Origin of the sequence: Pseudonocardia sp. NPDC049635, assembly GCF_040659795.1 — a bacterium.
In the GTDB taxonomy this organism is placed as follows: Bacteria; Actinomycetota; Actinomycetes; order Mycobacteriales; family Pseudonocardiaceae; genus Pseudonocardia.
The window spans coordinates 354,440-381,134 of the sequence record NZ_JBFAON010000001.1 but is presented as its reverse complement, the minus strand read 5'-3'; the positions used below and the strand labels follow the sequence as shown (position 1 = coordinate 381,134).

At 73.4% G+C, this 26,695-nt stretch carries 25 protein-coding genes and 1 riboswitch; of the genes, 11 read left to right on the top strand and 14 right to left on the bottom strand.

The window, feature by feature from the left end:
- Positions 1 to 8 precede the first annotated feature (8 nt).
- Positions 9 to 767, bottom strand: coding sequence for a gamma-glutamyl-gamma-aminobutyrate hydrolase family protein (locus tag AB0J24_RS01795; RefSeq protein ID WP_358673836.1), 759 nt, complete (start codon positions 765 to 767; stop codon positions 9 to 11).
- The gene (recQ, locus tag AB0J24_RS01790; protein ID WP_358674364.1) at positions 764 to 2,599 is read right to left on the bottom strand and encodes a DNA helicase RecQ; all 1,836 of its coding nucleotides are present in this window, start codon (positions 2,597 to 2,599) and stop codon (positions 764 to 766) included. Before recQ ends, AB0J24_RS01795 begins: the two co-directional genes overlap by 4 nt.
- Positions 2,600 to 2,875: 276 nt before the next feature.
- On the opposite strand from recQ, the gene fgd reads away from it, so the two are divergent.
- A complete protein-coding gene (gene fgd / locus AB0J24_RS01785; protein WP_358673834.1) occupies positions 2,876 to 3,880 on the top strand; it encodes a glucose-6-phosphate dehydrogenase (coenzyme-F420) in 1,005 nt (334 codons plus the stop codon).
- Positions 3,877 to 4,647 carry an enoyl-CoA hydratase-related protein gene (locus AB0J24_RS01780; protein WP_358673832.1) on the top strand — a complete coding sequence of 257 codons (771 nt, stop codon included), beginning with the start codon at positions 3,877 to 3,879 and terminating at the stop codon, positions 4,645 to 4,647. The genes fgd and AB0J24_RS01780 overlap by 4 nt, the downstream gene beginning before the upstream one ends.
- A gap of 15 nt (positions 4,648 to 4,662) precedes the next feature.
- Here the strand turns inward: AB0J24_RS01780 and AB0J24_RS01775 are convergent, their stop codons facing one another.
- The 4 genes from AB0J24_RS01775 to AB0J24_RS01760 form a co-directional block, all read right to left on the bottom strand.
- Positions 4,663 to 5,475 carry a BTAD domain-containing putative transcriptional regulator gene (locus AB0J24_RS01775; protein ID WP_358673830.1) on the bottom strand — a complete coding sequence of 271 codons (813 nt, stop codon included), beginning with the start codon at positions 5,473 to 5,475 and terminating at the stop codon, positions 4,663 to 4,665.
- A gap of 380 nt (positions 5,476 to 5,855) precedes the next feature.
- Positions 5,856 to 6,809, bottom strand: coding sequence for an ATP-binding protein (locus AB0J24_RS01770; RefSeq protein WP_358673828.1), 954 nt, complete (start codon positions 6,807 to 6,809; stop codon positions 5,856 to 5,858).
- 7 nt (positions 6,810 to 6,816) lie between these two features.
- The gene (locus AB0J24_RS01765) at positions 6,817 to 7,728 is read right to left on the bottom strand and encodes an MEDS domain-containing protein (RefSeq protein WP_358673826.1); all 912 of its coding nucleotides are present in this window, start codon (positions 7,726 to 7,728) and stop codon (positions 6,817 to 6,819) included.
- 238 nt (positions 7,729 to 7,966) lie between these two features.
- On the bottom strand, positions 7,967 to 8,476 hold the full coding sequence (locus tag AB0J24_RS01760; RefSeq protein ID WP_358674361.1) for an OsmC family protein: 510 nt from the start codon (positions 8,474 to 8,476) through the stop codon (positions 7,967 to 7,969).
- A 223-nt stretch (positions 8,477 to 8,699) separates the two neighbouring features.
- Here AB0J24_RS01760 and AB0J24_RS01755 point away from each other — a divergent pair, with 223 nt between their 5' ends.
- The 5 genes from AB0J24_RS01755 (at position 8,700) to AB0J24_RS01735 (ending at position 12,005) form a co-directional block, all read left to right on the top strand.
- Positions 8,700 to 9,329 (top strand): CDP-alcohol phosphatidyltransferase family protein, encoded by a 630-nt coding sequence (locus AB0J24_RS01755; RefSeq protein WP_358674358.1) that lies wholly within the window; start codon positions 8,700 to 8,702, stop codon positions 9,327 to 9,329.
- 9 nt (positions 9,330 to 9,338) lie between these two features.
- Entirely contained in the window at positions 9,339 to 9,731 is a 393-nt protein-coding gene (gene gcvH / locus AB0J24_RS01750; protein ID WP_358673824.1) for a glycine cleavage system protein GcvH, read from the top strand.
- 269 nt (positions 9,732 to 10,000) lie between these two features.
- The gene (gene garA, locus AB0J24_RS01745; protein WP_358673822.1) at positions 10,001 to 10,453 is read left to right on the top strand and encodes a glycogen accumulation regulator GarA; all 453 of its coding nucleotides are present in this window, start codon (positions 10,001 to 10,003) and stop codon (positions 10,451 to 10,453) included.
- A 258-nt stretch (positions 10,454 to 10,711) separates the two neighbouring features.
- On the top strand, positions 10,712 to 11,188 hold the full coding sequence (locus tag AB0J24_RS01740) for a bifunctional nuclease family protein (protein ID WP_010224693.1): 477 nt from the start codon (positions 10,712 to 10,714) through the stop codon (positions 11,186 to 11,188).
- Between the two features lie 202 nt (positions 11,189 to 11,390).
- Positions 11,391 to 12,005: a MerR family transcriptional regulator gene (locus AB0J24_RS01735; RefSeq protein ID WP_358673820.1), complete on the top strand. Its 615-nt coding sequence runs from the start codon at positions 11,391 to 11,393 to the stop codon at positions 12,003 to 12,005.
- Positions 12,006 to 12,015: 10 nt separating this feature from the next.
- Here AB0J24_RS01735 and AB0J24_RS01730 read toward each other — a convergent pair whose 3' ends face one another.
- The gene (locus AB0J24_RS01730; protein WP_358673818.1) at positions 12,016 to 12,315 is read right to left on the bottom strand and encodes a YiaA/YiaB family inner membrane protein; all 300 of its coding nucleotides are present in this window, start codon (positions 12,313 to 12,315) and stop codon (positions 12,016 to 12,018) included.
- Positions 12,316 to 12,396: 81 nt separating this feature from the next.
- Positions 12,397 to 12,493: riboswitch (glycine riboswitch) on the top strand.
- Positions 12,494 to 12,654: 161 nt separating this feature from the next.
- On the opposite strand from AB0J24_RS01730, the gene gcvP reads away from it, so the two are divergent.
- Positions 12,655 to 15,534, top strand: coding sequence for an aminomethyl-transferring glycine dehydrogenase (gcvP, locus tag AB0J24_RS01725; RefSeq protein ID WP_358673816.1), 2,880 nt, complete (start codon positions 12,655 to 12,657; stop codon positions 15,532 to 15,534).
- Between the two features lie 74 nt (positions 15,535 to 15,608).
- Here the strand turns inward: gcvP and AB0J24_RS01720 are convergent, their stop codons facing one another.
- The gene (locus tag AB0J24_RS01720) at positions 15,609 to 16,667 is read right to left on the bottom strand and encodes a DUF368 domain-containing protein (protein WP_358673814.1); all 1,059 of its coding nucleotides are present in this window, start codon (positions 16,665 to 16,667) and stop codon (positions 15,609 to 15,611) included.
- Positions 16,668 to 16,856: 189 nt separating this feature from the next.
- Between AB0J24_RS01720 and AB0J24_RS01715 the strand changes: the two genes are divergently transcribed.
- Positions 16,857 to 18,575, top strand: coding sequence for an ABC-ATPase domain-containing protein (locus tag AB0J24_RS01715; RefSeq protein ID WP_358673812.1), 1,719 nt, complete (start codon positions 16,857 to 16,859; stop codon positions 18,573 to 18,575).
- Between the two features lie 104 nt (positions 18,576 to 18,679).
- Positions 18,680 to 18,877: a hypothetical protein gene (locus AB0J24_RS01710; protein WP_358673810.1), complete on the top strand. Its 198-nt coding sequence runs from the start codon at positions 18,680 to 18,682 to the stop codon at positions 18,875 to 18,877.
- A 15-nt stretch (positions 18,878 to 18,892) separates the two neighbouring features.
- Here AB0J24_RS01710 and AB0J24_RS01705 read toward each other — a convergent pair whose 3' ends face one another.
- Genes AB0J24_RS01705 through AB0J24_RS01685 form a run of 5 tightly spaced genes read right to left on the bottom strand, consistent with a single transcriptional unit; the run spans position 18,893 to position 24,381 of the window.
- Entirely contained in the window at positions 18,893 to 20,224 is a 1,332-nt protein-coding gene (locus AB0J24_RS01705) for a glycogen debranching protein (protein WP_358673808.1), read from the bottom strand.
- Positions 20,221 to 21,318, bottom strand: coding sequence for an ABC transporter ATP-binding protein (locus tag AB0J24_RS01700; protein WP_358673805.1), 1,098 nt, complete (start codon positions 21,316 to 21,318; stop codon positions 20,221 to 20,223). Before AB0J24_RS01700 ends, AB0J24_RS01705 begins: the two co-directional genes overlap by 4 nt.
- Positions 21,315 to 22,190, bottom strand: coding sequence for a carbohydrate ABC transporter permease (locus tag AB0J24_RS01695; RefSeq protein ID WP_358673802.1), 876 nt, complete (start codon positions 22,188 to 22,190; stop codon positions 21,315 to 21,317). The genes AB0J24_RS01700 and AB0J24_RS01695 overlap by 4 nt, the downstream gene beginning before the upstream one ends.
- Positions 22,187 to 23,074, bottom strand: a complete 888-nt coding sequence (locus tag AB0J24_RS01690; RefSeq protein WP_358673799.1) for a sugar ABC transporter permease — start codon at positions 23,072 to 23,074, stop codon at positions 22,187 to 22,189. Before AB0J24_RS01690 ends, AB0J24_RS01695 begins: the two co-directional genes overlap by 4 nt.
- Positions 23,074 to 24,381 (bottom strand): extracellular solute-binding protein, encoded by a 1,308-nt coding sequence (locus tag AB0J24_RS01685; RefSeq protein WP_358673796.1) that lies wholly within the window; start codon positions 24,379 to 24,381, stop codon positions 23,074 to 23,076. Before AB0J24_RS01685 ends, AB0J24_RS01690 begins: the two co-directional genes overlap by 1 nt.
- 92 nt (positions 24,382 to 24,473) lie before the next feature.
- On the opposite strand from AB0J24_RS01685, the gene AB0J24_RS01680 reads away from it, so the two are divergent.
- A complete protein-coding gene (locus AB0J24_RS01680) occupies positions 24,474 to 25,607 on the top strand; it encodes an ROK family transcriptional regulator (RefSeq protein ID WP_358673794.1) in 1,134 nt (377 codons plus the stop codon).
- 12 nt (positions 25,608 to 25,619) lie between these two features.
- On the opposite strand, the gene AB0J24_RS01675 is transcribed toward AB0J24_RS01680, so the two are convergent.
- On the bottom strand, positions 25,620 to 26,498 hold the full coding sequence (locus tag AB0J24_RS01675) for a 3-methyladenine DNA glycosylase (protein WP_358673791.1): 879 nt from the start codon (positions 26,496 to 26,498) through the stop codon (positions 25,620 to 25,622).
- Positions 26,499 to 26,695 lie beyond the last annotated feature (197 nt).

The window sequence follows — 26,695 nt, the reverse complement described above, 5'->3', positions numbered from 1 at the left end:
GCGGCAGGCTAGGACCGAACGAGGTCAGCCGCCGCCCGCGTCGGCACCCGGGCCGCCGCACGCGCCGACGCCGCCGCGACCAGTGCCCGCGCCGCCCTCAGGTCGTCCGGGCTGCGCTCGGGGTGGGACTGCACACCGAGCACCCACGGCCCCGCCCCGTCGGTCTCGATCGCCTCGACGACGGCGCCGGAGCGCGCCGTCACCCGCAGGCCGCTGCCGAGCCGGTCGACAGCCTGGTGGTGGTGGCAGCGCACGGTCACCGGGTCGGTCCCGAGCACGTTCGCGATCCGGGAGCCGGGTTCGGTCACGATCTGCACGGGCGCGTACACACCCGGCCCGGCGGAGTGCGCGGCCGCGACGGCCTCACCCACCGCGTCGGGCAGGTGCCGGTGCAGCGTCCCGCCGAGCGCGACGTTGAGCAGCTGGTGCCCGCGGCACACGCCGAGCAGCGGGATGCCGAGCTCCAGGGCCCGCCGCACGGTGGCCAGCTCGGCGGTGTCCCGTTCGGCCCGCGGGTCGTCGTCGTGCGGTCCGCGGGTCGCGCCGTGGTGCCGGGCGCCGATGTCTGGTCCGCCGCTGACCAGGACACCGTCGCAGGCCGCGACGGCGTCGACGGCGTCCGCCGTGGGCGGCAGCAGCACCGGTGTGCCGCCGGCCGCGGAGACCATGTCCAGGTAACCGCGCGGGACCAGCACGGTCTCCTCGTCCTCGACGACCCAGTAGCTCGCCCGCTCGGAGTAGCTCGTGATCCCGACCAGCGGCCTCATCCGTCACCGCGCACCACGTCGAGGACCTGGTCGCCGTAGCGGGCCAGCTTGCCCTCGCCGATCCCGGCGATGGTGCCCAGCGCCGCCCGGTCGGCCGGGGTCCGCGAGGCGATCTCGCGCAGCGTCGCGTCGTGGAAGATCACGTAGGCGGGTACCCCCTGTTCCTTGGCCGCGGCGGCCCGCCAGCTCCGCAACCGCTCGAACACCGGCGCGGCCTCGGGGGACAGCGCCACGGCGGTCCTGGACCCGGATCCGGAGCGCGAGCGGGGCCGGGCGGTCCGCTCGGGCTCCGTCCGCAGCCGCAGCGGCTTCTCGCCCCGCATCACGGCCGGGGAGTCGTCGGTGAACTCCAGCGTGGAGTGCGGCCCGCCGACGGCCAGCAGCCTGCGCGCCACCAGCTGGCGGACGACGCTGCGCCACTGCGGTTCGCTCAGCTCGGTCCCGATCCCGAACACCGACAGCTCGTCGTGCGAGAACTGCTCGACCTTCGCCGTCCGCCGCCCGAGCAGGATGTCGATCACGTGCACCGCGCCGAAGCTCTGCCTGCGCTCGTTCTTCAACCGCCAGACCGCGGACAGCACCTTCTGGGCGGCCACCGTCCCGTCCCAGGACGACACCGGGGTCAGGCAGGTGTCGCAGTTGCCGCATGCGGTGCCGGCCCCGGTGTCGAGATCCTGGCCGAAGTAGCGCAGCAGCTGCGCCCGCCGGCACTCGGTGGTCTCGCACAGCGCGAGCATCGCGTCCAGGTGCATGCCCAGGCGGCGCCGGTGTGCGGCGTCGCCCTCCGAGTCGTCGATCATCTTCCGCTGCTGGACGACGTCGGCCAGCCCGTAGGCCAGCCAGGCCGTCGACGGCTGACCGTCCCGCCCGGCCCGGCCGGTCTCCTGGTAGTAGCCCTCGACCGACTTCGGCAGGTCGAGGTGCGCGACGAACCGGACGTCGGGCTTGTCGATGCCCATCCCGAACGCGATCGTCGCGACCATCACCAGGCCGTCCTCGCGCAGGAACCGGGACTGGTTCGTCCGGCGCACCGCCGCGTCCAGCCCTGCGTGGTAGGGCAGGGCCCGGATGCCCTGGCCGGACAGGAACTCGGCGGTGTTCTCGACCGACTTGCGGGACAGGCAGTAGACGATCCCGGAGTCCCCGTCGTGCTCGGAGCGCAACAGGTCGAGCAGCTGACGGCGCGGTTCGTTCTTCGGGACGATCCGGTACTGGATGTTCGGCCGGTCGAAGCTCGCCACGAAGTGCCGTGCCCCGGTGAGCTGCAACCGCTGCGCGATCTCGGTCCGGGTCGCCTCGGTGGCGGTCGCGGTGAGTGCGATCCGCGGCACGTCCGGCCAGCGACCATGCAGCTCGGAGAGCAGCAGGTAGTCGGGCCGGAAGTCGTGGCCCCACTGTGCGACGCAGTGCGCCTCGTCGATCGCGAACAGCGCGATCCGGCCACGGTCGAGCAGCCGGACGGTCGACTCCACCCGAAGCCGCTCCGGCGCCAGGTAGAGCAGATCCAGCTCGCCCGCCAGGAACGCCTGCTCGGTGAGCCTGCGCTCGTCGGCGTCCTGGGTCGAGTTCAGGAACCCGGCCCGGACACCGAGCGCCTGCAGCGCGTCGACCTGGTCCTGCATCAGCGCGATCAGCGGCGACACGACGACGCCGGTGCCGGGCCGGACCAGCGCAGGCACCTGGTAGCAGAGGGACTTCCCGCCACCGGTCGGCATGAGCACCAGCGCGTCGCCACCGGCGACGACGTGCGAGACGATCTCCTGCTGATCGCCGCGGAACGCGTCGTAGCCGAAGACCCGGCGCAGCACCTCGTGCGGGTCGGAGCTGCGCACCGGGGTCCCGACGGGCTCGTCCGGCCCGTCGGGGTCCTCGGGCGGGGGCTCCCAGCCGTACCCGTCGTCCGGCTCTGGCGGCAGCGGGATCTCGTCCGGCGCGGCAGGGTCGACCACGCCTCCGATCGTAGGGGGCCCGTCCCGCCCGGTTCCGGTGGGCGGAGCGCCCGGCGTGACCGGATCGGTGCTGCGCGCGCCGCGCCGGGGGTGTAGGCACTCGGGTAGGACACGGCGCGCCGACACCGGTGCGCGCCCTGCACGCGGTAAGGAAACCCTGTGGATCTGAAGATCGGGTACAAGGCGTCGGCCGAGCAGTTCGGCCCGCGCGATCTCGTCGAGTACGCGGTGCTGGCCGAGCAGGTCGGCCTGGACAGCGTCTGGGCGTCCGACCACTTCCTGCCCTGGCGGCACACCGGCGGGCACGCCCCGGCCGCGTTGCCGTGGATGGCAGCTGTGGGTGAGCGGACCGAGCGGGTCCAGATCGGCACCTCGGTGCTGACGCCCACCTTCCGCTACAACCCGGCGGTGCTCGCCCAGACGTTCGCGACGATGTCGCTGCTCACCGGCGGTCGGATCATCGCAGGTGTCGGCACCGGTGAAGCGCTCAACGAGATCGCCGTCTCCGGCCGTGAGTGGCCGGAGTTCAAGGAGCGCTTCGCGCGGCTGCGCGAGGCCGTGCGGGCGATGCGCGCGCTGTGGACCGAGGACACCGTGTCCTTCGAGGGCGAGTACTACACGCTCGTCGACGCGACCGTCTACGACCGGCCCGAACAGCCGGTCCCGATCTACGTGGCCGCCGGCGGCCCGATGGTCGCCCGCTACGCGGGGCGCCACGGTGACGGCTTCATCTGCACCTCGGGCAAGGGCATGGACCTCTACACCGAGAAGTTGATCCCGGGCGTCGAGGAGGGTGCCGCCAAGGAGGACCGCGACGCCTCCGCCATCGACAAGATGATCGAGATCAAGATCAGCTACGACCGGGACCCGGAGGCCGCGCGGGAGAACTGCCGGTTCTGGGCACCGCTGTCGTTGACCGCGGAGCAGAAGCACTCGGTGGGCTCGTCGCAGGAGATGGAGCGGCTCGCCGACGAGCTGCCGATCGAGCAGATCACCCGGCGCTGGATCGTCGCCTCCGACCCGGACGAGGCGGTGGAACAGATCCGCCCCTACCTCGACGCCGGGCTGAACCATCTCGTCGTGCACGGGCCGGGCGACGACCAGCGTCGCTTCCTCACCCAGTTCTCCGAGGACGTCCTGCCGAAGCTGCGGGCACTGGCATGACCGCGCTGGAACGCGACGGGCGGGTGCTGCGCTGCCGGATCTCGACGGGCAGGCACGGCACGCTGGACGGTGCTGCGATGCAGGAGGTCACCGCGGCGCTCGCGCAGCCGGCCGACGGGGTCCTCGACGGTGCCGGTGCCGTGCTGCTGCACGGCGACGGTGAGAACTTCTGCACCGGCGGGGACGTGCGGGCGTTCGCCGGCGCCCAGGACCGCTACACCTACGTGCACGAACTGGCGGACACCTTCCACGCCATGCTGCGCGTGCTGGTGGCCGCCCCGGTCCCGACGGTCGCCGCGGTGCCGGGCTGGGCCGCCGGGGCCGGGATGAGCCTCGTGCTGGCCTGCGACCTGGCAGTGGGCGGCCGGTCCACCCGGCTGCGCCCGGCCTATCCGGCGATCGGGTTCTCCCCGGACGGCGGGATGAGCTGGACCCTGCCACGCCTGGTCGGGTCGGCGCGGGCCCGCCGGATCCTGCTCACCGACGAGGTGCTGGACGCCGACACGCTGGCCGAGCTCGGCGTGCTCGCCTCGGTGGTCGACGACGACGCGGTGGCCGACGAGGCCGCGGCGCTCGCGCACCGGCTGGCGCAGGGACCGACCGCGGCGCTCGGCCGGATCCGCGGCCTGCTCGCCCGCAGCTGGGAGTCGAGCCTGGACGAGCAGCTGGAGGCCGAGGCGGACTCGATCGCGACCTGCGCGGCCGGGCCCGAGGGCGCCGAGGGGCTCACCGCGTTCGCCGAGAAGCGGCGCCCCCGGTTCCACTGAGCCGGGCGGGCCCGGTCAGCGTCCGCTGGCCGGGCTCCCCGCGGCCAGGCGCCGCCCACGCTGCGACGGGCGATGGGAACCGGGCATCCCGACACCCCAGCGCTGCACCGGGCGGTGCAGGCCCGGCCCGAGCGGCCAGCCGGAGTCGAGCGGGGCCAGCAGCCGGTCCAGCTCCGAGTCCGGGGTGGCGCCGACGCTGTTGCGGAGCAGCTGCTGGAACTTCTCGTACTCGGCGAGCGCGTCGGCGACATGACCGCCGGCCAGCAGCGCCTCGACCAGCGCGCGCCGGGAACGCTCGCGGCTGGGAGCGGTGGCCACCGCGCGGCGGGCCACCGCGACCGCGTCGTCGTGCCGGTCGGCGGCGGTGAGGGTGCCGGCCAGTCCCTCCAGCGCGGAGAGCCGGAGCTGGCGGAAGCGCTCGCGCTCGACCGCGATCCACGGCGCGGTCCACGACGGCAGGATGTCGGACTCGAGCAGGTCGGTCTGCGGGCAGCCGATCTCCCGCACCGTGCGCAGCAGGCCGGCCGAGGACAGCCCGCGCACGAGCAGCAGCGCCTCGGCGAGATCGACCCGCACGTCATCGGCGAGATGCAGCCGGCCACGGTCGTCGGCGGCCAGCAGCTCGGGCAGGTCCACACCCGTCACGGCCTCGTCGAGCAGCCGGGCCGCGGCCGCCGGGCCGACACCGGCCCACAGGTCGGCGGCGAGCGCGGCGGTGGGCTGGGGCCGCGGATGCACGGCCAGGTAGGCGATGAGCCTGCGCGAGTCGACCGGCAGCGGGACCGGGTGGTCGCCGACGCGCAGGCCGAACGCGCCCAGGACACGCACCTGCGGTGCGCTGCTCCCGGTGCTACCCGTGCTGTCGATGCTGCTGGTGGACGGTGCGTGGTCAGCGGACCCGGCGAGTGCTGGTGTCGTCTCGCACTCACAGGATCGACAGTGATCGTCGGACATACGGTTCCCCGGATCGTTCGTGACGTGCGGCCCGCAGGCGGCCGTGCGCCGGGCCGGGGCGCGCCACCCGGGCGGAAGACCGGGGCGCGGAGAGGGCGCGACGAGACCGCACCGCACGGACGGCGGGCGGCGTCTCCGTGCGGTGTGCTCGGTCGCCGAGGATAGCGGAGCCGGGCCCGGCGCGTGAGATCCGGGTAAGGATTCACCCCTGCGGCGGGTGGGCGCACCGCCGAACGAGGCGCACCGGCGCCCGGTCAGGCCCGGACGAGCAACCGGACCCGGGTGCCGTCGTCGGCCCGCCACACGTGCAGGCTGTCGCACAGCTGGCGGGCGATCCAGGTGCCGCGCCCCCGGGGGCGCGACGGGTGCGGTGGTGTCAACCCGATGAGGGAGAGGGGGAGCGACCCCGTGTCGTGCACCTCGCACACCAGCTCACCCGGGCGGGTCCAGATCGAGAGCCCCGCCTCCGGGGAACCGTGCTCGACCGCGTTCGTCGCCACCTCGTTGACCGCCTGCACCATGTCCTCGCCGCGGACCTGGTCGAACCGGCAGGCGCGGGCGGCCGCCTCGACGGCGTCCCGCACGCGGGACAGCTCGAAAGTGTTGTACTGCAGCTGGATGTCCGGTGGCCCGAGCAGATGCGGCGGAGCGAAGGGCAGCGCGGCGAGCACCTCGGCCGGGGAGCGGAACGCCGGGTTCGCGGCGAACTGCTCGGCGTGCAGCAGCAACGGGTGGTTGGCCAGTGCGGCGTCGCCGACGGCGCCGTACAGGGGGATCCGCGGGTAGACGCACAGCTGGGTGACCGCGAGCCCGTCCAACGAGATGTTGAGGGCGGCCTCCAGCTCGATCCAGAACCCCCCGTCGATCCCGTCGAGATCCGGATCGTGCTGCGCGACGACGAACACCGGCCGGCCCGACGAGGACAGCGCCCGCAGCTCCCTGGCCCGCCAGGCGGCCACCGTCTGGCCGGACTCGCGGGCCGACCGGGTGAGCGTGGTCAGCCTGCCGACACCGCCCGTGCAGTCCGCGAGCTCCTCGCGCAGCGCGCGTTCGGCCTCGGGGGAGACGGCGAGCGCGATCTGGGCACCGGTGTCGCGGTCCGCGGCCGCCGCCACCGGCGCGACCCGCCGGACGAGCTCCGCGGTGTCGTCGGCGTGCACCAGCGCGTGGGCGAACCCGGGAGGGCGGGGGGCCGCGTTGACCTGCATCAGCGATTCACCGGGCGGACTTCGAGGGCGGGACGGTGCGGGGCGGCTCGTCGTCGAACGCGAGCTGGGGGGAGAACGCGGCGCCGCACCGGTCCAGGATCCGCTGCACCCGGGGCCGCACCCGGTGCAGCACCAGCCGGTGGGTCGACGGGAAGCTCTCCGCCGCGTGCACCAGCGCCACCGCCGACGCGACGTCGACGAACCGGACCGACGCCATGTCGAGCCCGATGTCGGTCGGTGCGTCGGCCGAGCGCAGCGTCGCGTCGAGGGCCTGGTGCAGCAGCGTGGTGATCTTCGGCCGGTTGCTGTGGTCGATCTCGCCGGCCAACCGGGCGTGCCCGATCCCGAGCCGGACGATCCGCAGCAGCCCGTCGTCGTAGGCGCCGGTCGCCGCAAGATGGTCCCGGTGCAGCGCGCGCATGATGTCGATCGACTCGTCGGGGAAGTGGACGTGGTCGAACGTGCAGAGCGCGGTGAGGGTGTCCGGGTTCTCCCGGACCAACCGGGCGAGCAAACCGTCGTACTCGGGGAGCGTGCCGGACGCGCCCGGATCGAGAGCCGCGTGCACCTGCCCGGTGATCCGGGCCCCGGCCCAGCCCTCGTCCAGCGCCCTGAGCACCTCACCGGTGATGCCGGCGTGAATGTCGGCGAGCGGGGTGCGGAAGGTCAGCCGGGTGCCCTCCTCCGGCACGATCTCCAGCTGCCCGACACGCAGCGGTTCCTCGGGATCGTGGCCGTCCTCAGCCATCCGGCGCAGCAACCCGTCCGCCGCGCCGTCGTCGTCGAAGAAGAAGATCTTCTCGCCGCGAGCCAGACCGTGCACCACGAACCCGGACGAGATCTCCCCGAGGTGCTCGACGCTGTCCGGGATCGCGCAGACGTGATCGCCGGACGACACGTCGTCCGCGAGCTTGATCACGTCTCACCTACCGGGGCGGGTCCGTCGGCGCTCGACGGCACGCTCTGTCACGCCTGCGAGGACGAGGTCACCGTACGGAGAGCCCCGGAGAGCGCCGGAGACCTCGGAACGCGCCGGGCGCCGAATCGACGGCGAGGCGCGGCGAGCGGGCAGCCACCGGCGGCGGACCGCAGGTGGCGGGCGCGCATCCGGGCCGTTCGGCGCAGCCCGGCCACCCCCGGACGGACCAGGCCGACGTTCAGGATGCGGCGATCTCGACCGAGGTCGTCGCGCTGCCCTTGATCGTCTGCAGGACGACGCAGTACCGCTCGGTCAGCTTCACCAGGGTCGCGACCGTGTCCGGGTCGGAGGGTGCGTCGCCGGAACGGACCTCGACGTTCAGGATCAGCCGGATGTCGCGGAAGCCGACCGGTGCGTCCTTGGCGACGCCGAGGGTGCCGCGGAAGTCCAGATCGCCCTCCGCGCGCAGGCCGCCCCGCACGTCGAGCTCCATCGCGGTCGCCACGGCCCGCAGGGTCACCCCGGCGCAGGCGACCAGTGCCTCGAGCAGCATGTCGCCCGAACACAGCTGGGTCCCGTCGCCGCCGGTCGCCGGGTGCAGACCTGCCTCGGCGAGCGCCTGGCCGGTGCTCACCTTGCAGGCGACCCCGGCGCCGAGCTCACCGTCCGCGGACAGTGTGACCACGGCCGACCCGGGGTCGTCGCGGTACTGCTGCTTGAGGGGGGCCTGGATGTCCTTCAGCGTCACGCCGCGGGCGGGCACGGTGTCGGTATCGGTGCCGGTGTCGGTATCGGTGTCGGTCACCGCACCATCCTCGCCCCGCGCGCCCGGCCTGCACAGCCCCGGAGCCGTTTAGGCTGCGGGCGTGGGCGGGGAATCGGAGACGGGCAGGGCCGCGGCGGTCCGACGCGGCGCCCGCGAGGCCCGGGACGCGGTGCGGGACACCGTGCGCGACACGGTCCGGGACTCCGTGCACGAGGTCGCCGGTCCGCCCACCGGCGACGACCGGCTCTGGACGGTGCCGAATGCGCTGAGCATGCTGCGGCTGGCCGGCGTCCCGCTGTTCCTGTGGCTGATGCTGGGCCCCGAGGCCGACGGCTGGGCCGTCGCCGTGCTGGCGATCGGTGGTTTCACCGACTGGCTGGACGGCAAGCTGGCCCGGATCCTGGACCAGTACAGCCGGTTCGGCGCGATGCTCGACCCGGCCGTCGACCGGCTCTACATCCTGGCTGCGCTGGTCGGTCTCGCGATCCGCGACATCGTGCCGTGGTGGGCGGTGGCGGTTCTGGTGGCCAGGGACCTGGTGCTGGCCGTGTGCGTGCTCGTGCTGCGTCGTCGGGGATACGGCCCGTTCGAGGTCGTCTACCTCGGCAAGGCCGCGACGTTCGTGCTGCTCTACGCCTTCCCGCTGCTCCTGCTCGGCGACGGCCCGTCCACCGCGGAGGCCGTGGTCCGGGTGATCGCGCACGCGTTCGCTATCTGGGGCGTGGCCCTCTACATGTGGTCCGGCCTGCTGTACCTGGCGCAGTTCGTGCTCGCGGTCCGCCGCCCGCTCCCGGCCCCGGCGACCCGTTTCGATCACCCGGACGGCGGGGGCTAGGCTCGTCACGTGAGTTCGGAGATTCCCTCGGACCTGACCTACACCGAGGCCCATGAGTGGGTGCGCGACACCGGGAACGGCGTGGTCCGGGTCGGCATCACCGACCATGCCCAGTCGCAGCTGGGTGATGTCGTGTTCGTCCAGCTACCGACCGTCGGCGACACCCTGTCCGCGGGGGACGCGATGGGCGAGGTCGAGTCGACCAAGTCGGTCTCGGACATCTACGCCCCGGTCGCGGGCGAGGTGGTGGCCGTGAACGAGGCGCTGGACGCCGGCCCGGAGCTGATCAACTCGTCGCCGTACGGGGAGGGCTGGATCGTCGAGCTGCGGCTCGCCGACGGTGCCACGCCGGCCGGCCCGCTCGACGCCGAGGCCTACCGCCAGCTCGCCGACGGTTCCTGACCGGCCCGGCGACCGTCCGACGCACGGGCCACCGGCCCGCCGCGGCCTGGCGTATCGCGGTGACACCCGGGCGGGTAGGTTCGGTTCCCCTGACGGGTCGACCCTGACAGGTCGACCCGGACGGGTCGGCAGCCGACACTCGACACGCCGACACCCGACACTGATACGCCGATGCCGCAGCAGGCCCGGGCCGCGCCGAGTACGGGGCGACCCACCAGCATCACCCGGACCGCGTCCGGGACCCCGCTTCCGGAGGAGGAGACCCCGAGGTGACCACGAACGACCCGCGCGACGTGCCGCCGGAGCGCGCACCGGAGACCACATCGGTCTTCCGGGCGGACTTCCTCGCCGACGTGGAGCAGCCGACCGCCGAGCCGTCCGTCTCCGGTGTCGACGGGTTACCTGCCGGGTCGGCCCTGCTGGTCGTCCGGCGCGGTCCGAACGCCGGCTCGCGCTTCCTGCTCGACGTGCCGACCACCAGTGCGGGCCGGCACCCCGACAGCGACATCTTCCTCGACGACGTCACGGTCTCCCGCCGGCACGCCGAGTTCCGCCGGGACGCGGGCGAGTTCGTCGTGGTGGACGTCGGCAGTCTCAACGGTACCTACGTCAACCGCGAACCGGTCGACACGGCGGTGCTCGCGAACGGCGACGAGGTCCAGATCGGCAAGTTCCGCCTGGTCTTCCTGACCGGCCCTCGCGACGGCGACCCCCGGGGCTGATTCCACCCGGGGCGGCCCGTCCGGCACTCCGCGCGAGGACCGATGTGTGACGATCGTCGAAAGGACGCTGTCACACCCCGTCCGGAGGCGCGCGTCGGGGGCCCCGCCCGTGTAGCGTCGGAACGTGTCGGTGGCGGCGGTACGAGCGACCACAGCTCCCAGGGCACGGATCAGGGCGAGCAAGGCGATCAGGCCGGTCGGGGTGGCGGGTCCACCCGGGGCGGCCGAGCGGCCCGACAGGGCCGGGGAGGCGGGCTGATGAGCGAGATGCGCGTCGTGGGCGTCAGGGTCGAACTCCCGGCGAACCAGCCGATCCTGTTGCTGCGGGAGACCAACGGTGACCGCTACCTCCCGATCTGGATCGGATCGGTCGAGGCGACGGCCATCGCCCTCGAGCAGCAGGGGGTCAAGCCGGCCCGGCCGCTGACCCACGATCTGTTGAAGGACGTGATCGGAGCGCTGGGCCGGCGCCTCGAACAGGTCCGGGTGACCGACCTGCAGGAGGGCACCTTCTACGCGGAGCTGATCTTCGACGGCGGCGTCACCGTGTCCGCGCGGCCGAGCGACTCGATCGCACTGGCACTGCGGACCGGTGTCCCGGTGCACGCCGACGAGAGCGTGCTCGCCGAGGCCGGGCTCGTCATCCCCGACGAGCAGGAGGACGAGGTCGAGAAGTTCCGCGAGTTCCTCGACTCGGTGTCACCGGAGGATTTCCGCGGCGCCCAGCCCGGGTGACGCCCGATCGGGCGGCCGGGGACCGTTCGGCGACGTCGGACGCCGCTCGGCGTGGCCGGCCCGCCCGTGCCGTGTCACCTGGCGTTGTGCGGTACGGCCGTGTCGGCGAGCCGCGTTGACCACTACGGTCGCCGGGCCTACCGTCATCAGCGTTGATGACATCCGTGCAACTCGTCTTCACGCAGAGTGATGGGAAGGCGGGATGGCCACGGTGCGGCCGACCGAGGGAGACCACGCGGTGCAGACGCCACCACCCGAGGGGCCGGGGCAGGCAGAGCTGTTTCCGGACCCGCTCGTCGGTGAGGGGCTGGACGGGGTGTCCGACCGCCTCGTCGGCTTCCGCGGCCCGACCGCATGCCAGGTCGTCGGTATCACCTACCGGCAGCTCGACTACTGGGCGCGGACCGGTCTGGTCGTGCCGTCGATACGGGGGGCGGCAGGCTCCGGGAGCCAGCGGCTCTACTCGTTCAAGGACGTTCTGGTCCTGAAGATCGTGAAGCGGCTGCTCGACGCCGGGGTCTCGCTGCAGAACATCCGGATCGCGGTCGAGCACCTGCGCCGGCGCGGGATCCGGGATCTCGCCGGGATCACCCTGTTCTCCGACGGCACCACCGTCTACGAGTGCACCTCCCCGGAGGAGGTGGTCGACCTGTTGCAGGGTGGTCAGGGTGTCTTCGGCATCGCGGTCTCGGGTGCGATGCGCGAGATCAGCGGTGTGATCAAGGACTTCCCGGTGGAGCGCGCCGACGGTGGCACCGTCGACGACTCCCCGGAGGACGAGCTGGCCCGGCGTCGCTCCCGGCGCGCGATCTCCTGAGCTGCCCGGCTCACGCGACCGCGCGGAACGGGTCGTGCTCGGCCAGCAGCTTCTCCAGCCGAGCCTGGTCGACCCGGTTCACGACGGTCAGGCTCTCCTGCTTGTCGCGGACGCACTTGGCCAGCGTGAACGCCGAGGTGACGGCGTAGAGCACCGCGATCGCCAGGAACGCCTTCACCCAGCCGTCGACCGGCAGGTAGAAGGTTCCGACGACGACCGCGGCCAGCGAGACGCCGAAGGACAGGATCGCCTGCAGGTGGAAGGCGGCGGTGGTCGCGGGGACGGGGTTCGGGGCGCTGCTGTTCGACATGCCGCCAGCGTGGCCCGGGCGAACCGGACCCGGTGCCGTGGAAATACTGACCGGACCGGTTATCCTCACTCCGGTAGTCGTTGACACCGAGCGGGAGAGACCCGGGGCAGCACGACCGGGCGCCGAAGGAGCAAATCCCTTCCCGGAACCTCTCAGGCACCAGGACCGCACGGGCGAGACGCCTCTGGAAAGCGACGGGCCACCACGGGGAGCCCGTCCGCCGACGGGGAAAGCCCGAAGCCTCGGGTGAATCTCTCAGGCGCCCGGATCGCGGGTACGGACAGAGGGGGAGGGGCGAGACAGCCCTGCCCCGCCCGAGCCGTCACCTTCGGAGGCGCCGTGAGCCCGACCCCGCAGCAGGACCGCCCCACCCTCGCCGAGCTGGAGCGGGGGCTGCCGTTCGCCGACCGGCACGTCGGGCCACGCCCCGCCGAGCTCGACCGGATGCTCGACGAGCTCGGTGTCGACTCGCTCGACGCGCTGGCCGAGCGGGCACTGCCCGGTGCCATCCGTGATCCCGAACCGGTCGGCGGTTCGCTGCCGGAACCGGTCGGTGAGGCCCAGATGCTCGACGAGCTGCAGGCGTTGGCCGACCGCAACACCGTGAACGTCCCGATGATCGGGCTCGGCTACCACGGCACCCGGACCCCGTCGGTGATCCGGCGCAACGTGCTGGAGAACCCGGCCTGGTACACCGCCTACACGCCGTACCAGCCGGAGATCAGCCAGGGCAGGCTGGAGGCGCTGCTGGCGTTCCAGACGATGGTGTCGGACCTGACCGGGCTCCCGGTCGCCGGGGCCTCATTGCTGGACGAGGCCACCGCGGCCGCCGAGGCGATGACGCTGCTGCGACGCGCCGGACGCGCGCGATCGGCCCGATTCGTGGTCGACGCCGACACGTTGCCGCAGACGGTGGCCGTGCTGCGCACCCGGGCCGAGCCGCTGGGCATCGAGCTGGAGATCGCCGACCTGTCCGGCGGCACGCTGCCCGCGGGCGACATGTTCGGTGTCCTGCTGAGCTACCCGGGCGCCTCCGGGCGGATCGCCGACCCGTCGGCGTTGATCGCGCAGGCCCACGAGCGGGGTGCGCTGGTCGCCGTCGCCGCGGACCTGCTGGCGCTGACCCTCCTCACCCCGCCGGGTGAGCTGGGTGCGGACGCCGTGGTCGGTTCCACCCAGCGGTTCGGTGTCCCGCTCGGGTTCGGCGGCCCGCACGCCGCGTTCCTCTCGGTCGGGCAACGGCACGCCCGGCAGCTCCCCGGCCGGCTCGTCGGGGTCTCCCGCGACGCCGACGGCAGCTACGCGCTGCGGCTGGCGCTGCAGACCCGCGAGCAGCACATCCGCCGGGAGAAGGCGACCTCGAACATCTGCACGGCACAGGTGCTGCTCGCCGTGATGGCGGCCTGCTACGCCGTCTACCACGGGCCGGACGGCCTGCGGGACATCGCCCGGCGCACGCACCGGATGGCCGCCGTGCTGGCGGCCGGTCTGCGCGGCGGCGGCATCGGGATCGGGCACGACGCGTTCTTCGACACAGTCGTCGCGCAGGTGCCCGGCCGGGCGGACGCCGTCGTCCAGGCCGCGCACGACGCCGGGATCGCGCTGCGCCGCATCTCCGGTGACGAGGTCGGCCTCTCCACCTCGGAGATCACCACCGTCGCCCACCTGCGCACCGTCTGGCGGGCGTTCGGGGTCGCCGAGCCGGACGTCGAGGCGCTCGACGCGGCCACCGGGGACGCGCTGCCCGGGGCACTGCTGCGGACCAGCGAGTACCTGACCCACCCGACGTTCCACGAGCACCGTTCCGAAACCGCGCTGATGCGCTGGCTGCGCCGGCTCGCCGACGCCGACCTGGCGCTGGACCGCACGATGATCCCCCTCGGGTCGTGCACGATGAAGCTCAATGCCGCCGCCGAGATGGAGGCGGTGACCTGGCCGAAGTTCAGCGACCTGCACCCGTTCGCGCCGGAGTCGGACACCGCGGGCTCCCGGGAGATGATCACCCAGCTGGAGACGTGGCTGGCCGACCTCACCGGCTACGCCGCCGTCTCGCTGCAGCCGAACGCCGGCAGCCAGGGCGAGTTCGCGGGGCTGCTGGCGATCGCGGCCTACCACCGCAGCCGCGGCGAGTCCGAGCGCGACGTCTGCCTGATCCCGGCGTCCGCGCACGGCACCAACGCGGCCTCGGCGGTCATGGCCGGGATGCGGGTCGTCGTGGTCGGCACCGACGCCCGGGGCAACGTCGATCTCGACGACCTGCGGGCCAAGATCACCGAGCACGGTCCGCGGCTGTCCGCCCTGATGATCACCTACCCGTCCACGCACGGCGTCTACGAGGCGCAGGTCCGCGACGTGTGCGCTGCGGTGCACGAGGCCGGTGGCCAGGTCTACGTCGACGGTGCGAACCTGAACGCACTGGTCGGGGTGGCCCGGCCCGGTGCGTTCGGCGGCGACGTCTCGCACCTGAACCTGCACAAGACGTTCTGCATCCCGCACGGCGGCGGGGGGCCGGGCGTCGGGCCGGTAGCGGTGGCCGAGCACCTCGTACCGTTCCTGCCCGGACGCGGCGAGGTCGGCCCGGTGTCCGCGGCCTCGCACGGTTCACCCGGCGTGCTGCCGATCTCCTGGGCCTACCTGCGGATGATGGGGCTGGACGGGTTGCGCCGGGCCACCCTCACCGCCGTCGCCGCCGCGAACTACGTCGCCCGGCGGCTGCAGGAGCACTACCCGGTGCTGTACTCGGGCACCGACGGCTCCGTCGCACACGAGTGCATCCTCGACCTGCGGGCGATCACCAAGGACACCGGCGTCACGGTCGACGACGTCGCCAAGCGGCTGATCGACCACGGTATCCACGCCCCGACCATGTCGTTCCCGGTGGCGGGCACCCTGATGGTCGAGCCGACCGAGTCCGAGGACCTGCCCGAGATCGAGCGGTTCGTCACCGCGATGATCTCCATCCGGGGCGAGATCGACCGGGTCGCCGCGGGGGAGTGGCCTGCCGACGACAACCCGCTGCGCAACGCGCCGCACACCGCGGCCTGCCTGGCCGACGACAAGTGGGACCACCCCTACCCGCGGGAGCTGGCCGCCTACCCGACCGGCGCGGTGCCGGGCGTGCACGACCGCAAGGTGTGGCCGCCGGTGCGCCGGATCGACGGCGCCCACGGCGACCGGAACCTGGTCTGCTCCTGCCCGCCGCCGGAGGCGTTCGCCTGACCGCCCGGCCGGGTCGGTCCCGCCCGCCCTCGGGCGGGCGGGGCCCCGGTCCAGGCGGTGAGCCCGGTTTCAGGTCACGGGCGGCCCGGGCCGTCCCGCCGGTCGATCCGGGGGAGCGGGCGGGTCACGTCGGCGTCGTTCCCCTCGGGGGTCTCGGCCGGGCGGACCGGGGGCAGGATCCGGGTCTCCTCGTCGGCCGATGGCGCGAGGGCGGCCGGTTCGGGGGCGGTCCCGGTGCCTGTCTCGGTGCGCGGCTCGACCCGGCGCTCCAGGGCCATGATGCCGATCACGAGTGCAGCGCCGAGCAGAGCGGGGACCAGCATGGCGACCCAGCCCGGATCCGGGGCGAGCAGCCCGCGGGCGTCGTCCTGCCAGGGCCAGAGCGCCCGCAGCGCACCCAGCAGCACGCCCACCATGATCACCATCAGGGTGCGGCGGTGGTGTTCCAGCAGCCATTGCAGCAGCGTGACGAAGGTACCCAGCCCGATGATCGCACCGAGCGCGAACACCGCGATGTAGGCGATGTCGAACTCGGCGACCGCGCGCAGGGTCGGCTCGTACAGGCCGAACACCAGCAGCAGGAACGAACCGGAGAAACCGGGCAGCACCAGCGCGCAGATCGCGATCGCGGCGGCGAGCCCGATCAGGACGTAGGGTGGCCTGCCGTCACCTGCGGCCGGTGGCAGGCCGCTGACCAGGTAGGTCACCCCGAACGCGACGACGGCGAGCCCCCACTCGCGCCACCCGCGTAGCGTCCCGGTGATCCGCAGCGGGACCGCGACCGAGGCGGCGACCATGCCGAAGAACACCGCCCGGGCGCCGACCGGATGCGCCTCGATGAGGTCGGGCAGCACCCGGGAGGCCAGCACGACGGCCAGGACCATCCCGGCCGCGACCGGCACCAGCAGGCCCCAGTCCAGTCGGCGCAGCTGCTCGCGGGGGCGGGTGTCACCGCCCGCACCGCCCGGGAGCAGCGCACGGACCGCGCCCACCAGGTGACCGGCCTGGGCGATCAGCCGCTCGTAGATCCCGACGACCAGGGCCATCGTCCCACCGCTGACGCCGGGGATCGTCTCGACGACCCCGATCGCCGCGCCACGCGCGAGGTGAACTCCGGACATACGCGACAACACGACGGGTCAGGCTACCGACCGGGGCCCGAGGGCGAATCACGCGGGTGAACCCCGGCGCCCCCGAACGATCGGAGCGTTGCCCGGATCGACGGCCCGGCCGGCGGCGAACGGCGGGCCGGCCACGCGACGGGTGAGATCGCTGCCGGCGGGTACCTACGGTGGGACCCGGACCCGCCCGGAGAGGAACGCATGACCCGCACGCACCGAACCCGCCCCGATCGCCGCACGGGCGGTCCGTCGCGCTCCGGCGTGCAGGGCGACGGCCGCGAACTCGCCGCGCGGCTGCACGACATGGACGGCTCGGGCTACGGCGCCTACAAGGGCCTGACGGGGCGCTGGACGATGGACGGATTCGAGCTGGCGGTCCGCAAGGTCCAGGCCGACCCGTTCGCGCCGCCGTCCCGGCTGCGGATCACCGTTCCCGCGGCGACCGCCGGCCTGCCCGAGCAGCTGTACCGGACCCCGGTGCGGGCCAGGGCGCTCGGCGGGTTCCTGCTCCGCGCGCTGCGCACCGGCCTGCGCGACACCCCGCTGACGGTGGACGCCGGTGGCCAGGAGGTGCTGGAACGCAGCGCCGTGCGGATCGACCGGGACTCCGGCGACGTCGTCGTGGAGCTCGGGGTGCCGCTGCCGGGGCGTGGCCGCCGCATCGCCGGCCACGCCGCCGCCCGCATTCTCACCGAGGACCTCCCCGCAGCCGTCCACGGCACGTTGACCTGGGGAAACGCCGACCGCGACCGGGTAGTGGAGTTCGTCGAGACGATCGAGGACGCCGGAGCGCTGCGAGCGGCGCTGCGGGACAACGGTCTGGTCGGTTTCGTCGCCGACGGCGCGGTGCTGCCGCGCGCGTCCGGCATCGACGACCGGCCGCTGCGTGACGCCGTGCCGTTCCGGGCACCGGAGTCGCTGCGGGTCACCCTCGACACCCCGAACCGGGGCCCGGTGACCGGGATGGGCGTCCCCGAGGGCGTCACACTGGTCGTCGGCGGCGGGTACCACGGCAAGTCCACGCTCCTGCGGGCCCTGGAGACCGGGGTGTACGACCACGTACCCGGCGACGGCCGGGAACTCGTCGTGGCCCGCGCGGACACCGTCTCGGTGCGGGCCGAGGACGAGCGGTCGGTGCAGCGGGTGGACGTCCGTGCGTTCGTGACGGACCTGCCCTCGGGGCGTCCGACCGAGGACTTCTCGACGCTGTCGGCGTCCGGCTCGACCTCGCAGGCGGCATCGACGATCGAGGCCCTCGAGGCCGGTGCCGACACGCTGCTGGTCGACGAGGACACCTCGGCGACCAACGTGATGATCCGGGACGCCCGGATGCGCGAGCTCATCTCGGCGGAACCGCTGGTGCCCTTCGTCGACCGGGTCCGCCCGCTGCACCGCGACCACGGGGTCTCCACGGTGCTGGTGATGGGCGGTTCGGGAGACTACCTGGACCGGGCGGACACCGTCATCCTGCTGCAGGACTACCGGGTCAGCGAGATCACCGGCCGGGCCCGCGAGATCGCCGGGAGGGCGCCGGAGGACGCCGACGCCGGGTTCCCCGCCTTCGGGCACCGGGTCTTCGACCCGGCGAGCGTCGACCCGCAGGTCCGCGGGCGCCGCAGGATCACCGCCCGCGGCCGGGGCCGGCTCACCTTCGGCGGCGAGGACATCGACCTGTCCGCGGTGTCCCAGCTGGCCGATCCGTCGCAGACGACCGGGGTGGGCCTCGCCATGGCGCACCTGGAGCTCGACGGAGTCACCCTCGCCGAGGCACTGGACCGGCTCGACGACGACCTCGATCGTGACGGCGCCGCGGCGATCGCGCACGGCTCGCTCGCCGACTTCGCCGCGCCGCGCCGGCACGAGGTCGCGGCGGCGCTGAACCGGTTGCGGTCGGCCAGGGTCAGCGGCCACCGCCGGTGACCGGTTGCCTCCATCGGGTGACACCGGGAACCGGGGGTCGCACCGGGGCGACCTTTCCGACGGCGCGGACGACCGTCCGCGCCGTCCGAGAGGGGAGCACCCGCATGCGTCACATCGCCACCTTCTGCGGCAGCTGCAACTGCGGCTGCCCGGAGCTCTACGTCGACGACACCGCCGCCCCGGAGAAGCGGATCGTGATCACCGACGACTTCGGGCAGCGGATCCAGATGAGCGCCGACCAGTTCTCGGACCTGGTGGCCTCGGCCCGCGACGGTGTGCTGGACCAGGTGGTTCCGGCCTGACCGGCCGGGGGCCGTTCATCCGAGCCACTCCAGGGCGGCGGCCGCCGTCCATGCCTGGGCGCGGCTGCCCAGCGCCTCTCCGGTGAAGGGCTCGTAGTACTCGGCGAACGTCAGGTCGGTGAGCTGGGCCAGCGCCGCGGCCCGCAGATCGGTGTACAGGGCCTCGTCACCGTCTCGCCGGGCGGCCCAGCCGAGGAGCAGCACCAGGAACGGCCACACCGGGCCCCGCCAGTAGGTGCGGGCCCGGAAGTCCGGGCTCTCCGGTGACGTCGAGGGCGGCAGCGGGAACCGCAGCCCGGGGTGCCCCGCCCAGCGCGCCGAGCGCAGCAGCGCGCGCTGGGCGGCGAGCAGGCCGGGCTCGCCCCCGGCGACCAGCGGGGCGAATCCGGCGATCGTCTCGGCGCCGATCCACTCACCGGCGCGGACGTCGAAGTCGCGAGCCAGCCCGGTCGTCGGGTTCACCGTGGCCGCGACGCCGGCGCGGAACCGGGCGGCGGTGCCGCGCTGCTCGGCTGCGTCGTCCGGCCGGTCGAACTCGTCGCAGATGCCGGCCAGCGTCCCGGCAGCGGCGGCGAGCACGGCGGAGAAGAACACGTCGCGCACCCGGAAGTCGACCGCCGAGCAGGTCGCCGCGTCGTCGTAGCCGACCGACCGCATCTGCTCCACCAGCCACAGGTAGCGGTCGTACTCGGTGTCGGTGGGACGTTCCCCGGCCGAACCCACGTGCAGCACGTCCCGCCGCCGGTAGGGCGGCAGCGGGCCGGGTACGACCCGGGAGTAGGGGGCGTCCCAACGCGGCGAGTTGTCGAACCCGGACTCCCAGCTGTGGTGAATCTCCACCAGCCCGACGCCGTCCGGGTCCCGCGCCGAGGCCAGCCACCGGTGCCAGGCGAGCCAGCCGTCGAGCGAACCGGCGACCAGGCGCTCCGCCTCGGCCGCATCCGACCCGCCGTTCTCCCGGCCGCGGTCGAGGATGTGTCGCAACGCGATGGCGTGGACCGGTGGCTGGCAGATGCCGGACGTCCGGTATCCGGGCGGCCGGGCGGGCACGTCGTCGGTGCCCCACCGGTCCGGCCCGGGGAAGTAGTCGGTCGACGACGGGGAAAAGACGATGTGCGGCACCATCCCGGTGCTCCACTGAGCGGCGAGCAACGACTCCAGCTCGGTGACCGCCCGCGGCACGTCGACCCGGGACAGTCCGATCGCGACGAACGCGGAGTCCCAGCTCCACTGGTGCGGGTAGAGGTCGGGCGCGGCGGTCGTCATCGTCCCGAGATCGTTGCGGCGAAGGACCTCGACGGCGGCGGAACGGAGCGTCCCGGGATCGACGGCGGTTGTGGTGCTCACGAGGGACGGTCCTCCATCAGCTGGTGGGTCGCGGCGTCGTAGAAGCGCAGTGCGTGCGGTGGCAGGCGTAGATGGACGGTGTCGCCGGGATCGGCGCGGAACGACGCCGGTGCGGTCACCTTCAGCTCCCGGTCCCCCGCGGTGACGGTGAGCAGGACGGCGGAGCCGGTCGGTTCGCACACGTCCAGCCGGGCGGTGAGGGTGTCACCGGGCGCGTCCCCGCGGATCGCGGCGATCTCGATGTTCTCGGCGCGGACACCGATCAGGACGTCCCGCCCGGCGGCACCGCGCAGCGCCGCGGGGGCGGTCAGGTCCGTACCGGCGACGTCGATCCGGTCGCCCTCCCGGCCGACCTTCGCGGGGAGGAAGTTCATCGGCGGGGACCCCAGGAAGCCACCGACGAACTTCTCGGACGGGGTGTCGTAGACCGCCAGCGGATCGCCGAGCTGCACGATCCGGCCCGAGCGCATGACGGCCACCCGATCACCCAGCGACAACGCCTCGCCCTGGTCGTGGGTGACGTACACGGTGGTGACGCCGAGATCCTGGACGATCTTCTTCAGCTCGGTCCGGAACTCCATGCGGAGCAGCGCGTCCAGGTTCGACAGCGGCTCGTCCATCAGCAGCACGTCGGCGTCGACCACGATCGCCCTGGCGACCGCGACCCGCTGGCGCTGCCCGCCGGACAACTGGGCCGGCTTGCGGTCCAGGTACGGCGTGAGCTGCAGCAGGTCGGCCGCCCAGGCCACCCGCCGGTCCACCTCGGCCCGGGCGGTGCGGCGGGTGGTCAGGCCGAACGCGATGTTGTCGCGCACCGAGCGGTGCGGGAACACCGCGTAGGACTGGAAGACCATCGACAGGTTCCGGCGGTGCGCCGGCAGATAGGTAACGTCGCGGCCGCCGATCTCGACCGAGCCGCCGTCGGGAAGCTCGAGACCGGCGAGCATCCGCAGCAGGGTGGTCTTCCCACAGCCGGACGGCCCGAGCAGGACGAGGAACTCGCCGTCGGCGATGTCCAGTGAGACGTCGTCGGTGGCCCGGTCGGTGCCGCCCGGGTACGTCTTGTGCACGTTCCTGATGGAGACGGAACTCATCGGATCGTCGACCCCCACATGTTGGTCAGGTAGCGGCGCATCACCGCGATGAAGATCAGGGCGGGAAGGACGAGGGCGAACCCACCGGCGAACCGGTAGGCCAGCGGCGAGTCGGCGAGCGAGGTGAGCACCTGCGCGGGCAACGTCCGGTGGTTCAGCGTGAGGATCGAGGCGCCCAGGACCTCGTTCCAGCTCATGACGAAGGTGAAGATCGACGCGGCGGCGATGCCGGGCAGCGCCATCGGTGCGACGACCGTGCGGAACGCCTGCAGCGGGGTGCAGCCGAACACCCGGGCTGCCTCCTCGACGTCCACCGGTACGGCGACGAACACACTGGCGACGATAAGGATCGTGGTCGGCAACGCGATCGCGGAGTGCAGCAGGATCACCGCGTAGGTCGTGTCGTACACCCCGGCGGTGAGGAACAGCCGGGCCAGCGGGACCGACAGCACGACGATCGGCAGCGCCCTGGTGAACAGCAGGAACAGCTGGTAGGGCTCCTTGCCGCGGAAGGTCGACCGGGCCAGCGCGTACGCGGCGGGCACTCCGACCAGCGAGGACAGCAGCAGCGTCCCGAGGCCGACGATCATCGAGTTGCCGAACGACGCGAGCACGCCGGTCGAGGTCAGGAAGGTCCCCAGCGTCTGCACCGACAGGTCGGTCGGCAGGAACGACAGCGGGAACCGGTTGAGCGACTCCCGGCTGGACAGCGCGGCGAGCGCGATCAGGTAGAGCGGCACCGCCATGAACGCGGTGATCGCGAGGCAGGCGGCCTGCAGCGCGATCCGGGCCCGGCGCCGGGCGCGCAGCGGGGCCGGGTCGGGCCGGACGGACCGGTCGGGCAGGGCGGGCCGGTGGGGCTGGACGGTCATCGGGACTCCCGCAGGGCGCGCAGGTAGACGAGCGAGGTGAGCATCGAGATGACGAGCACGACCAGGGCGAGCGCCGCGGCGACGTTCGGGTTCTGCAGGCCCGTGTACCAGCGGTAGGTCTCGCCGACCAGCAGCGGGAAGTTCTGCCCGGTCAGTGCCTGGGCCACGGCGAAGGTCTGGAACGCCAGGATGGTGCGCAGGATCAGCGCGACCTGCAGGCTCGGGCGCAGCAGCGGCAGGACGACCCGGCGCAGCCGCTCCCAGGGGCCTGCGCCGAACACGGCGGCGGCCTCCTCGTAGTCCTTCGGGATGCCCTGCAGCCCGGCGACCACGATGACCAGCACCAGCGAGGTGGCCCGCCACAGCTCGGCGACCAACACGCAGACGAACAGCGAGACCGGATCGTCGAAGGCCAGCCAGGCGACCGGTTCCAGGCCGATCGTGGCGAGCGCCGAGTTGAGATAGCCGCGGTCGGTGAACACCGCCAGCCAGACCAGGCCGGCGGCCAGGTCGGAGACGGCGAGCGGGATGACCCACAGGTAGAAGTAGGCACCGGCGAACCGTGGCCGGGCCCGCAGCAGCAGTGCCATCGTCACGGCGAACGCGAACTGCACCGGGATCAGCACCACGATCAGCAGCAGCGTGTTGCGCACGGCGGGCCAGAAGTACGGGTCGGCGACCATCCGGGCGACGTGCTCGCCGGTGAGGCCGCCGTCGGCGCCGGTGAACGCCTGCAGCACGCCCTGCACGACCGGCCAGCCGAACAGGGCTGCCATGAACACCACCGACGGCCCGACCAGCCAGACCACCGACGGCACGGCGCGCGGCCGGACCGGTGGGCCGCCGGTGTGCGGCGGGGCCTCCCGGGTGATCGTGGCGCTCATCAGCCCACCTCGCAGACGTCGGCGACCGGATCAGGGGCCCAGCACGGCACGCGCAGCTCGTCGAGGATCGCGGACAGCGTCCGGGCCTCCGAGCCGAGCACCGCCCGGACCGGCTCCCGGTTCAGGCAGATCCGGGTGAAGCAGTTGGCGAACACCTGGCTGACCTCGGCGTCCCGGGAGTCGAGCCCGACCGGCGGGAGCGCCAGGATCGCGTCCTCGGCCTCCTGCTGGGCGCGCACCGCGGCCGACTCCAGGGCGATCCCGGCCGGCAGGTCGGTCGGCAGCTCGGTGCGCACGACCGGGAAGAACGCGTTCTGCCGCAGCGTCTCCACCTGCAGGGCGGGATCGGACAGGCCACGGATCGCCTGTTCGGCGAGCTCCCGTTCGGCGCCCCCGCGGGGCAGCCCGACACCGGCGACGATGAGCATGTAGCCGAGCCCCTTCGGCCCGCGCGGGGCGGGCACCATCAGCCACTCGTCGGGGTGCTGGTCGACCGCGCCGACCAGCCGGGCGACGTGGTCCCAGGCGACGAGAACCTCGCCGCGGGCGAGCGGCTCCTGCATGAAGTCGTAGTTGGTCGATGCGGGCGCGGTCACGGCCCACAGCTCGCGCAGGTACTCCCAGGCGTTCTCGGCGTCCGGCGTGGTGAAGGTGGTGATCTGCCCGCCGGTGAAGCTGGGCAGCAGGTAGCCCTGGTGGAACCGGTGGTGCAGTCCGTTCGGGCCGGCCGGGATGCCGAACACCGGCCGTCCTTCGGCGGCGGCCGCGGCCTGCGCCCAGCGCAGGTAGCCGTCGTAGTCGAGATGCTGCACGTCCACCCCGGGCGGCAGGTGGTCCAGCGCCCGCCGGTGCACGGCCACCACGTAGGTCGCCTGCATCCAGGGCACGTACTTCGCGGTTGCGCCGCCCAACCGCGCCAGGGACAGCACGTCGTCGGAATATCCGGCTGCAGTCAGGTCGGCCAGCAGGTCGTCGACGTCGTCGAGCTGATCGGCGACCGGTGCCAGGTGACCGTGCAGGCCGCCGACCAGGCCGGTGCCGACCCGGCCCGACTCGACCTGGCTGCGGATGGTGGTGACGAACACCCCGGCCTCGACCGGGTTGTAGGCGACGTCGACGCGCAGGTGCTCGCGCAGTGCCTGCTCGTAGCGCCGGCGCTCCTCGACCGGCGTGAACTGGGTGGAGAGGAACCCGACCGACCCGGCACCGGCGGCGCCGCTGGTGTCGAAGCCCGCGCACGCCGACAACAACGGGAGACCGAGAGCGGCCCCCAGCAACGCGCGGCGGGACAACGCGACTGGCGTCATCGTTGACCCCGTTCTTTTGTTCAATCGGTGGACGGAAAACTTCGGTACATTGAACGGACAGAAGTGGGGGATGTCAACCGGACGGGGGACGGATGACGGTGGTGGCGAGCCACGGCGCACTGGTGGCGCTGGTCCGCGAGCGCGGCGGGTTGTCCAGGGCGCAGCTGCTCGAGGAGACCGGTATGTCCCGCGGCACCCTGGTGACCCGGCTCGACGCGCTCACCAGGAACGGGCTGGTCTACGAGGGGGAGAGCCTCGGCGCGACCGGCGGCCGGCGGGCCCGCCGGATCCGGTTCGACGACCGCGGCCGGGTCGTGCTGACCGTGGACATCGGGCAGACCCACGTCCGGGTCAGCGTGACCGACCTCGCCGGGACCGAGCTGCGGTTCGCCGAGCTGCGGTGCCGGCTCACCGACGGCCCGGACGCGGTGCTCGGGCCCGCGCTCGACGCGGGGGACGCACTGCTGGCCGGCGGCGGCCCGGGGGAGCGGCCGGCCGGCGTGGGGATCGGCATCCCGGCGGCGGTCGATCCGGCGACCGGGATGGTGCTGCCGGTGACCCCGCTGCCCGGGTGGGCGCCCGAGGCCGTCGTGGCGACCGTGGGCCGCCGGTGGGGCCTCCCGGTGGTGGTGGAGAACGACGCCCGGGCCGCCGCCGTCGGGGAGAGCCGGTCCGACGACGAGACGCTGGTCGCGGTGAAGGTGGCGACCGGCATCGGCTGCGGCATCGTCGTCGGTGGCGACGTGATGCGGGGTGCCACGGGGATCGCCGGTGACATCGGGCACGTTCGGGTGGGCGGGCCAGGACCCGAACCGGTCTGCCGGTGCGGCCGGTACGGCTGCCTGGCCGCCTATTCCTCGGGCCGGGCGCTGCTCGGCAGGCTCGGTGGCGACGGTCACCGCACGCTCGACGATCTGGTCGCCGCGGCGGGAGAACCGCGCGTTGCCTCGGAGCTGGCCACCGCCGCGGACGTGCTCGGCGCCGCGCTGGCCACCACCGTGACCACCGTCAACCCGCACCGGGTGGTGCTCGGTGGCGTGCTGGGTGAGCTGCCCGTGGTCGTCGACGGGGTGCGCGCCCGGATCCTGGACGCGGTCAGCGAGCGTGCCCGGCCGGTGGTGGAGGCCAGCACCCTCGGCCCGCGGGCCATCCCGCTCGGGCTGGCCCGGCTGGTCACCCGCACGGTGTTCGCACCGGAGGCGGTCGACCGGCTGGTCGCCGGGTGAGCCGATCGACCCTCAACCGGGCGGGTCGAGCACGTCCGCCGCCAGCTCGATCAACCGGTCCCGCAGCGGCGCGGCGCGCTCGGCGAACCCGGCCTGAGCCCGTGCGTAGCGGGCCCGCCCGTCGGAGGTCTCGATCCGCACCGGGCTGAACCCGTATGCGGCGAGGTCGTAGGGGCTGGCCCGCATGTCCAGCTCGCGGACGTCCGCGGCCAGCTCGAAGCAGTCGGCGACCAGCTCCGACGGCACCGCCGGGGCCAGCTTGTAGGCCCACTTGTAGAGGTCCATCGTCGCGTGCAGGCAGCCCGGTTGCTCCAGCTCGACCTGGGTCTCCCGGGTGGGCGCCAGCGAGTTGCGTGGCGCGGCGGCGTCGGTGAAGAACCGGTAGGCGTCGAAGTGCGAGCAGTTGATCCGCTGGGACTCGACGACGGCGTCGGTCCCGGCGGCGCCCAGCCGCAGCGGGACCGAACCGTGCCGCGGCCGTTCGGTGCGGTAGACCATCGCCCACTCGTGCAACCCGAAGCAGCCCAGCCGGGGCTCCCGGGAGCGGGTCGCGCTGAGCAGCCGGTGCACGAACGCGGCGGTGGTGCGCAGCCGCTGCGGGAGCTCCGCCGGGTCGAGCAGCACCCCGTCGCCGCTGCGCCGGTAACCGGGCCGGTCGCAGAACCCCTCCGCACCCTCACCGGTGAGCAGTACTCCCGGGCCGGGGTCCCAGCGTTCCAGCTGGGCGGGCCGGTGCGAGTAGTAGGTGAACAGGAAGTCCCACACCGGGTGCGGTTCGCCGCGCCGGCGCCGGTCCCGGTGCGGGCCGGTCCACCCGGCCACCCGCCGCCGGTGCGCCTGCGCGCGGGCCCGCCATCCGGGCCCGTCCAGCACCAGGGTCGGCTCGGCCACGGGACCGACGGTACGGGCCGCAGCGGCCCGACCGGGCGTCAGGGCGGGGTGCCCGGGACGTGATCGGTCGTCCCGGACGGTCGGAGCAGGACGGCCACCCGGAGGCTGCTCCGGACCACCGGGCGCGGGGGACGAGGGCGCGGGATGCGCCAGGTGGCCGACGCCCAGCAGCCCGGTGCCGGCGCACCTCGCCGAGC

Excerpts from the sequence above, each read along its gene's own strand:
- AB0J24_RS01795 (WP_358673836.1), bottom strand. The coding sequence starts at position 767 with ATGAGGCCGCTGGTCGGGATCACGAGCTACTCCGAGCGGGCGAGCTAC.
- AB0J24_RS01780 (WP_358673832.1), top strand. The coding sequence starts at position 3,877 with ATGACCGCGCTGGAACGCGACGGGCGGGTGCTGCGCTGCCGGATCTCG.
- AB0J24_RS01770 (WP_358673828.1), bottom strand. The coding sequence starts at position 6,809 with ATGCAGGTCAACGCGGCCCCCCGCCCTCCCGGGTTCGCCCACGCGCTG.
- AB0J24_RS01740 (WP_010224693.1), top strand. The coding sequence starts at position 10,712 with ATGAGCGAGATGCGCGTCGTGGGCGTCAGGGTCGAACTCCCGGCGAAC.
- AB0J24_RS01735 (WP_358673820.1), top strand. The coding sequence starts at position 11,391 with ATGGCCACGGTGCGGCCGACCGAGGGAGACCACGCGGTGCAGACGCCA.
- AB0J24_RS01730 (WP_358673818.1), bottom strand. The coding sequence starts at position 12,315 with ATGTCGAACAGCAGCGCCCCGAACCCCGTCCCCGCGACCACCGCCGCC.
- AB0J24_RS01715 (WP_358673812.1), top strand. The coding sequence starts at position 16,857 with ATGACCCGCACGCACCGAACCCGCCCCGATCGCCGCACGGGCGGTCCG.
- AB0J24_RS01710 (WP_358673810.1), top strand. The coding sequence starts at position 18,680 with ATGCGTCACATCGCCACCTTCTGCGGCAGCTGCAACTGCGGCTGCCCG.
- AB0J24_RS01700 (WP_358673805.1), bottom strand. The coding sequence starts at position 21,318 with ATGAGTTCCGTCTCCATCAGGAACGTGCACAAGACGTACCCGGGCGGC.
- AB0J24_RS01695 (WP_358673802.1), bottom strand. The coding sequence starts at position 22,190 with ATGACCGTCCAGCCCCACCGGCCCGCCCTGCCCGACCGGTCCGTCCGG.
- AB0J24_RS01690 (WP_358673799.1), bottom strand. The coding sequence starts at position 23,074 with ATGAGCGCCACGATCACCCGGGAGGCCCCGCCGCACACCGGCGGCCCA.
- AB0J24_RS01685 (WP_358673796.1), bottom strand. The coding sequence starts at position 24,381 with ATGACGCCAGTCGCGTTGTCCCGCCGCGCGTTGCTGGGGGCCGCTCTC.
- AB0J24_RS01680 (WP_358673794.1), top strand. The coding sequence starts at position 24,474 with ATGACGGTGGTGGCGAGCCACGGCGCACTGGTGGCGCTGGTCCGCGAG.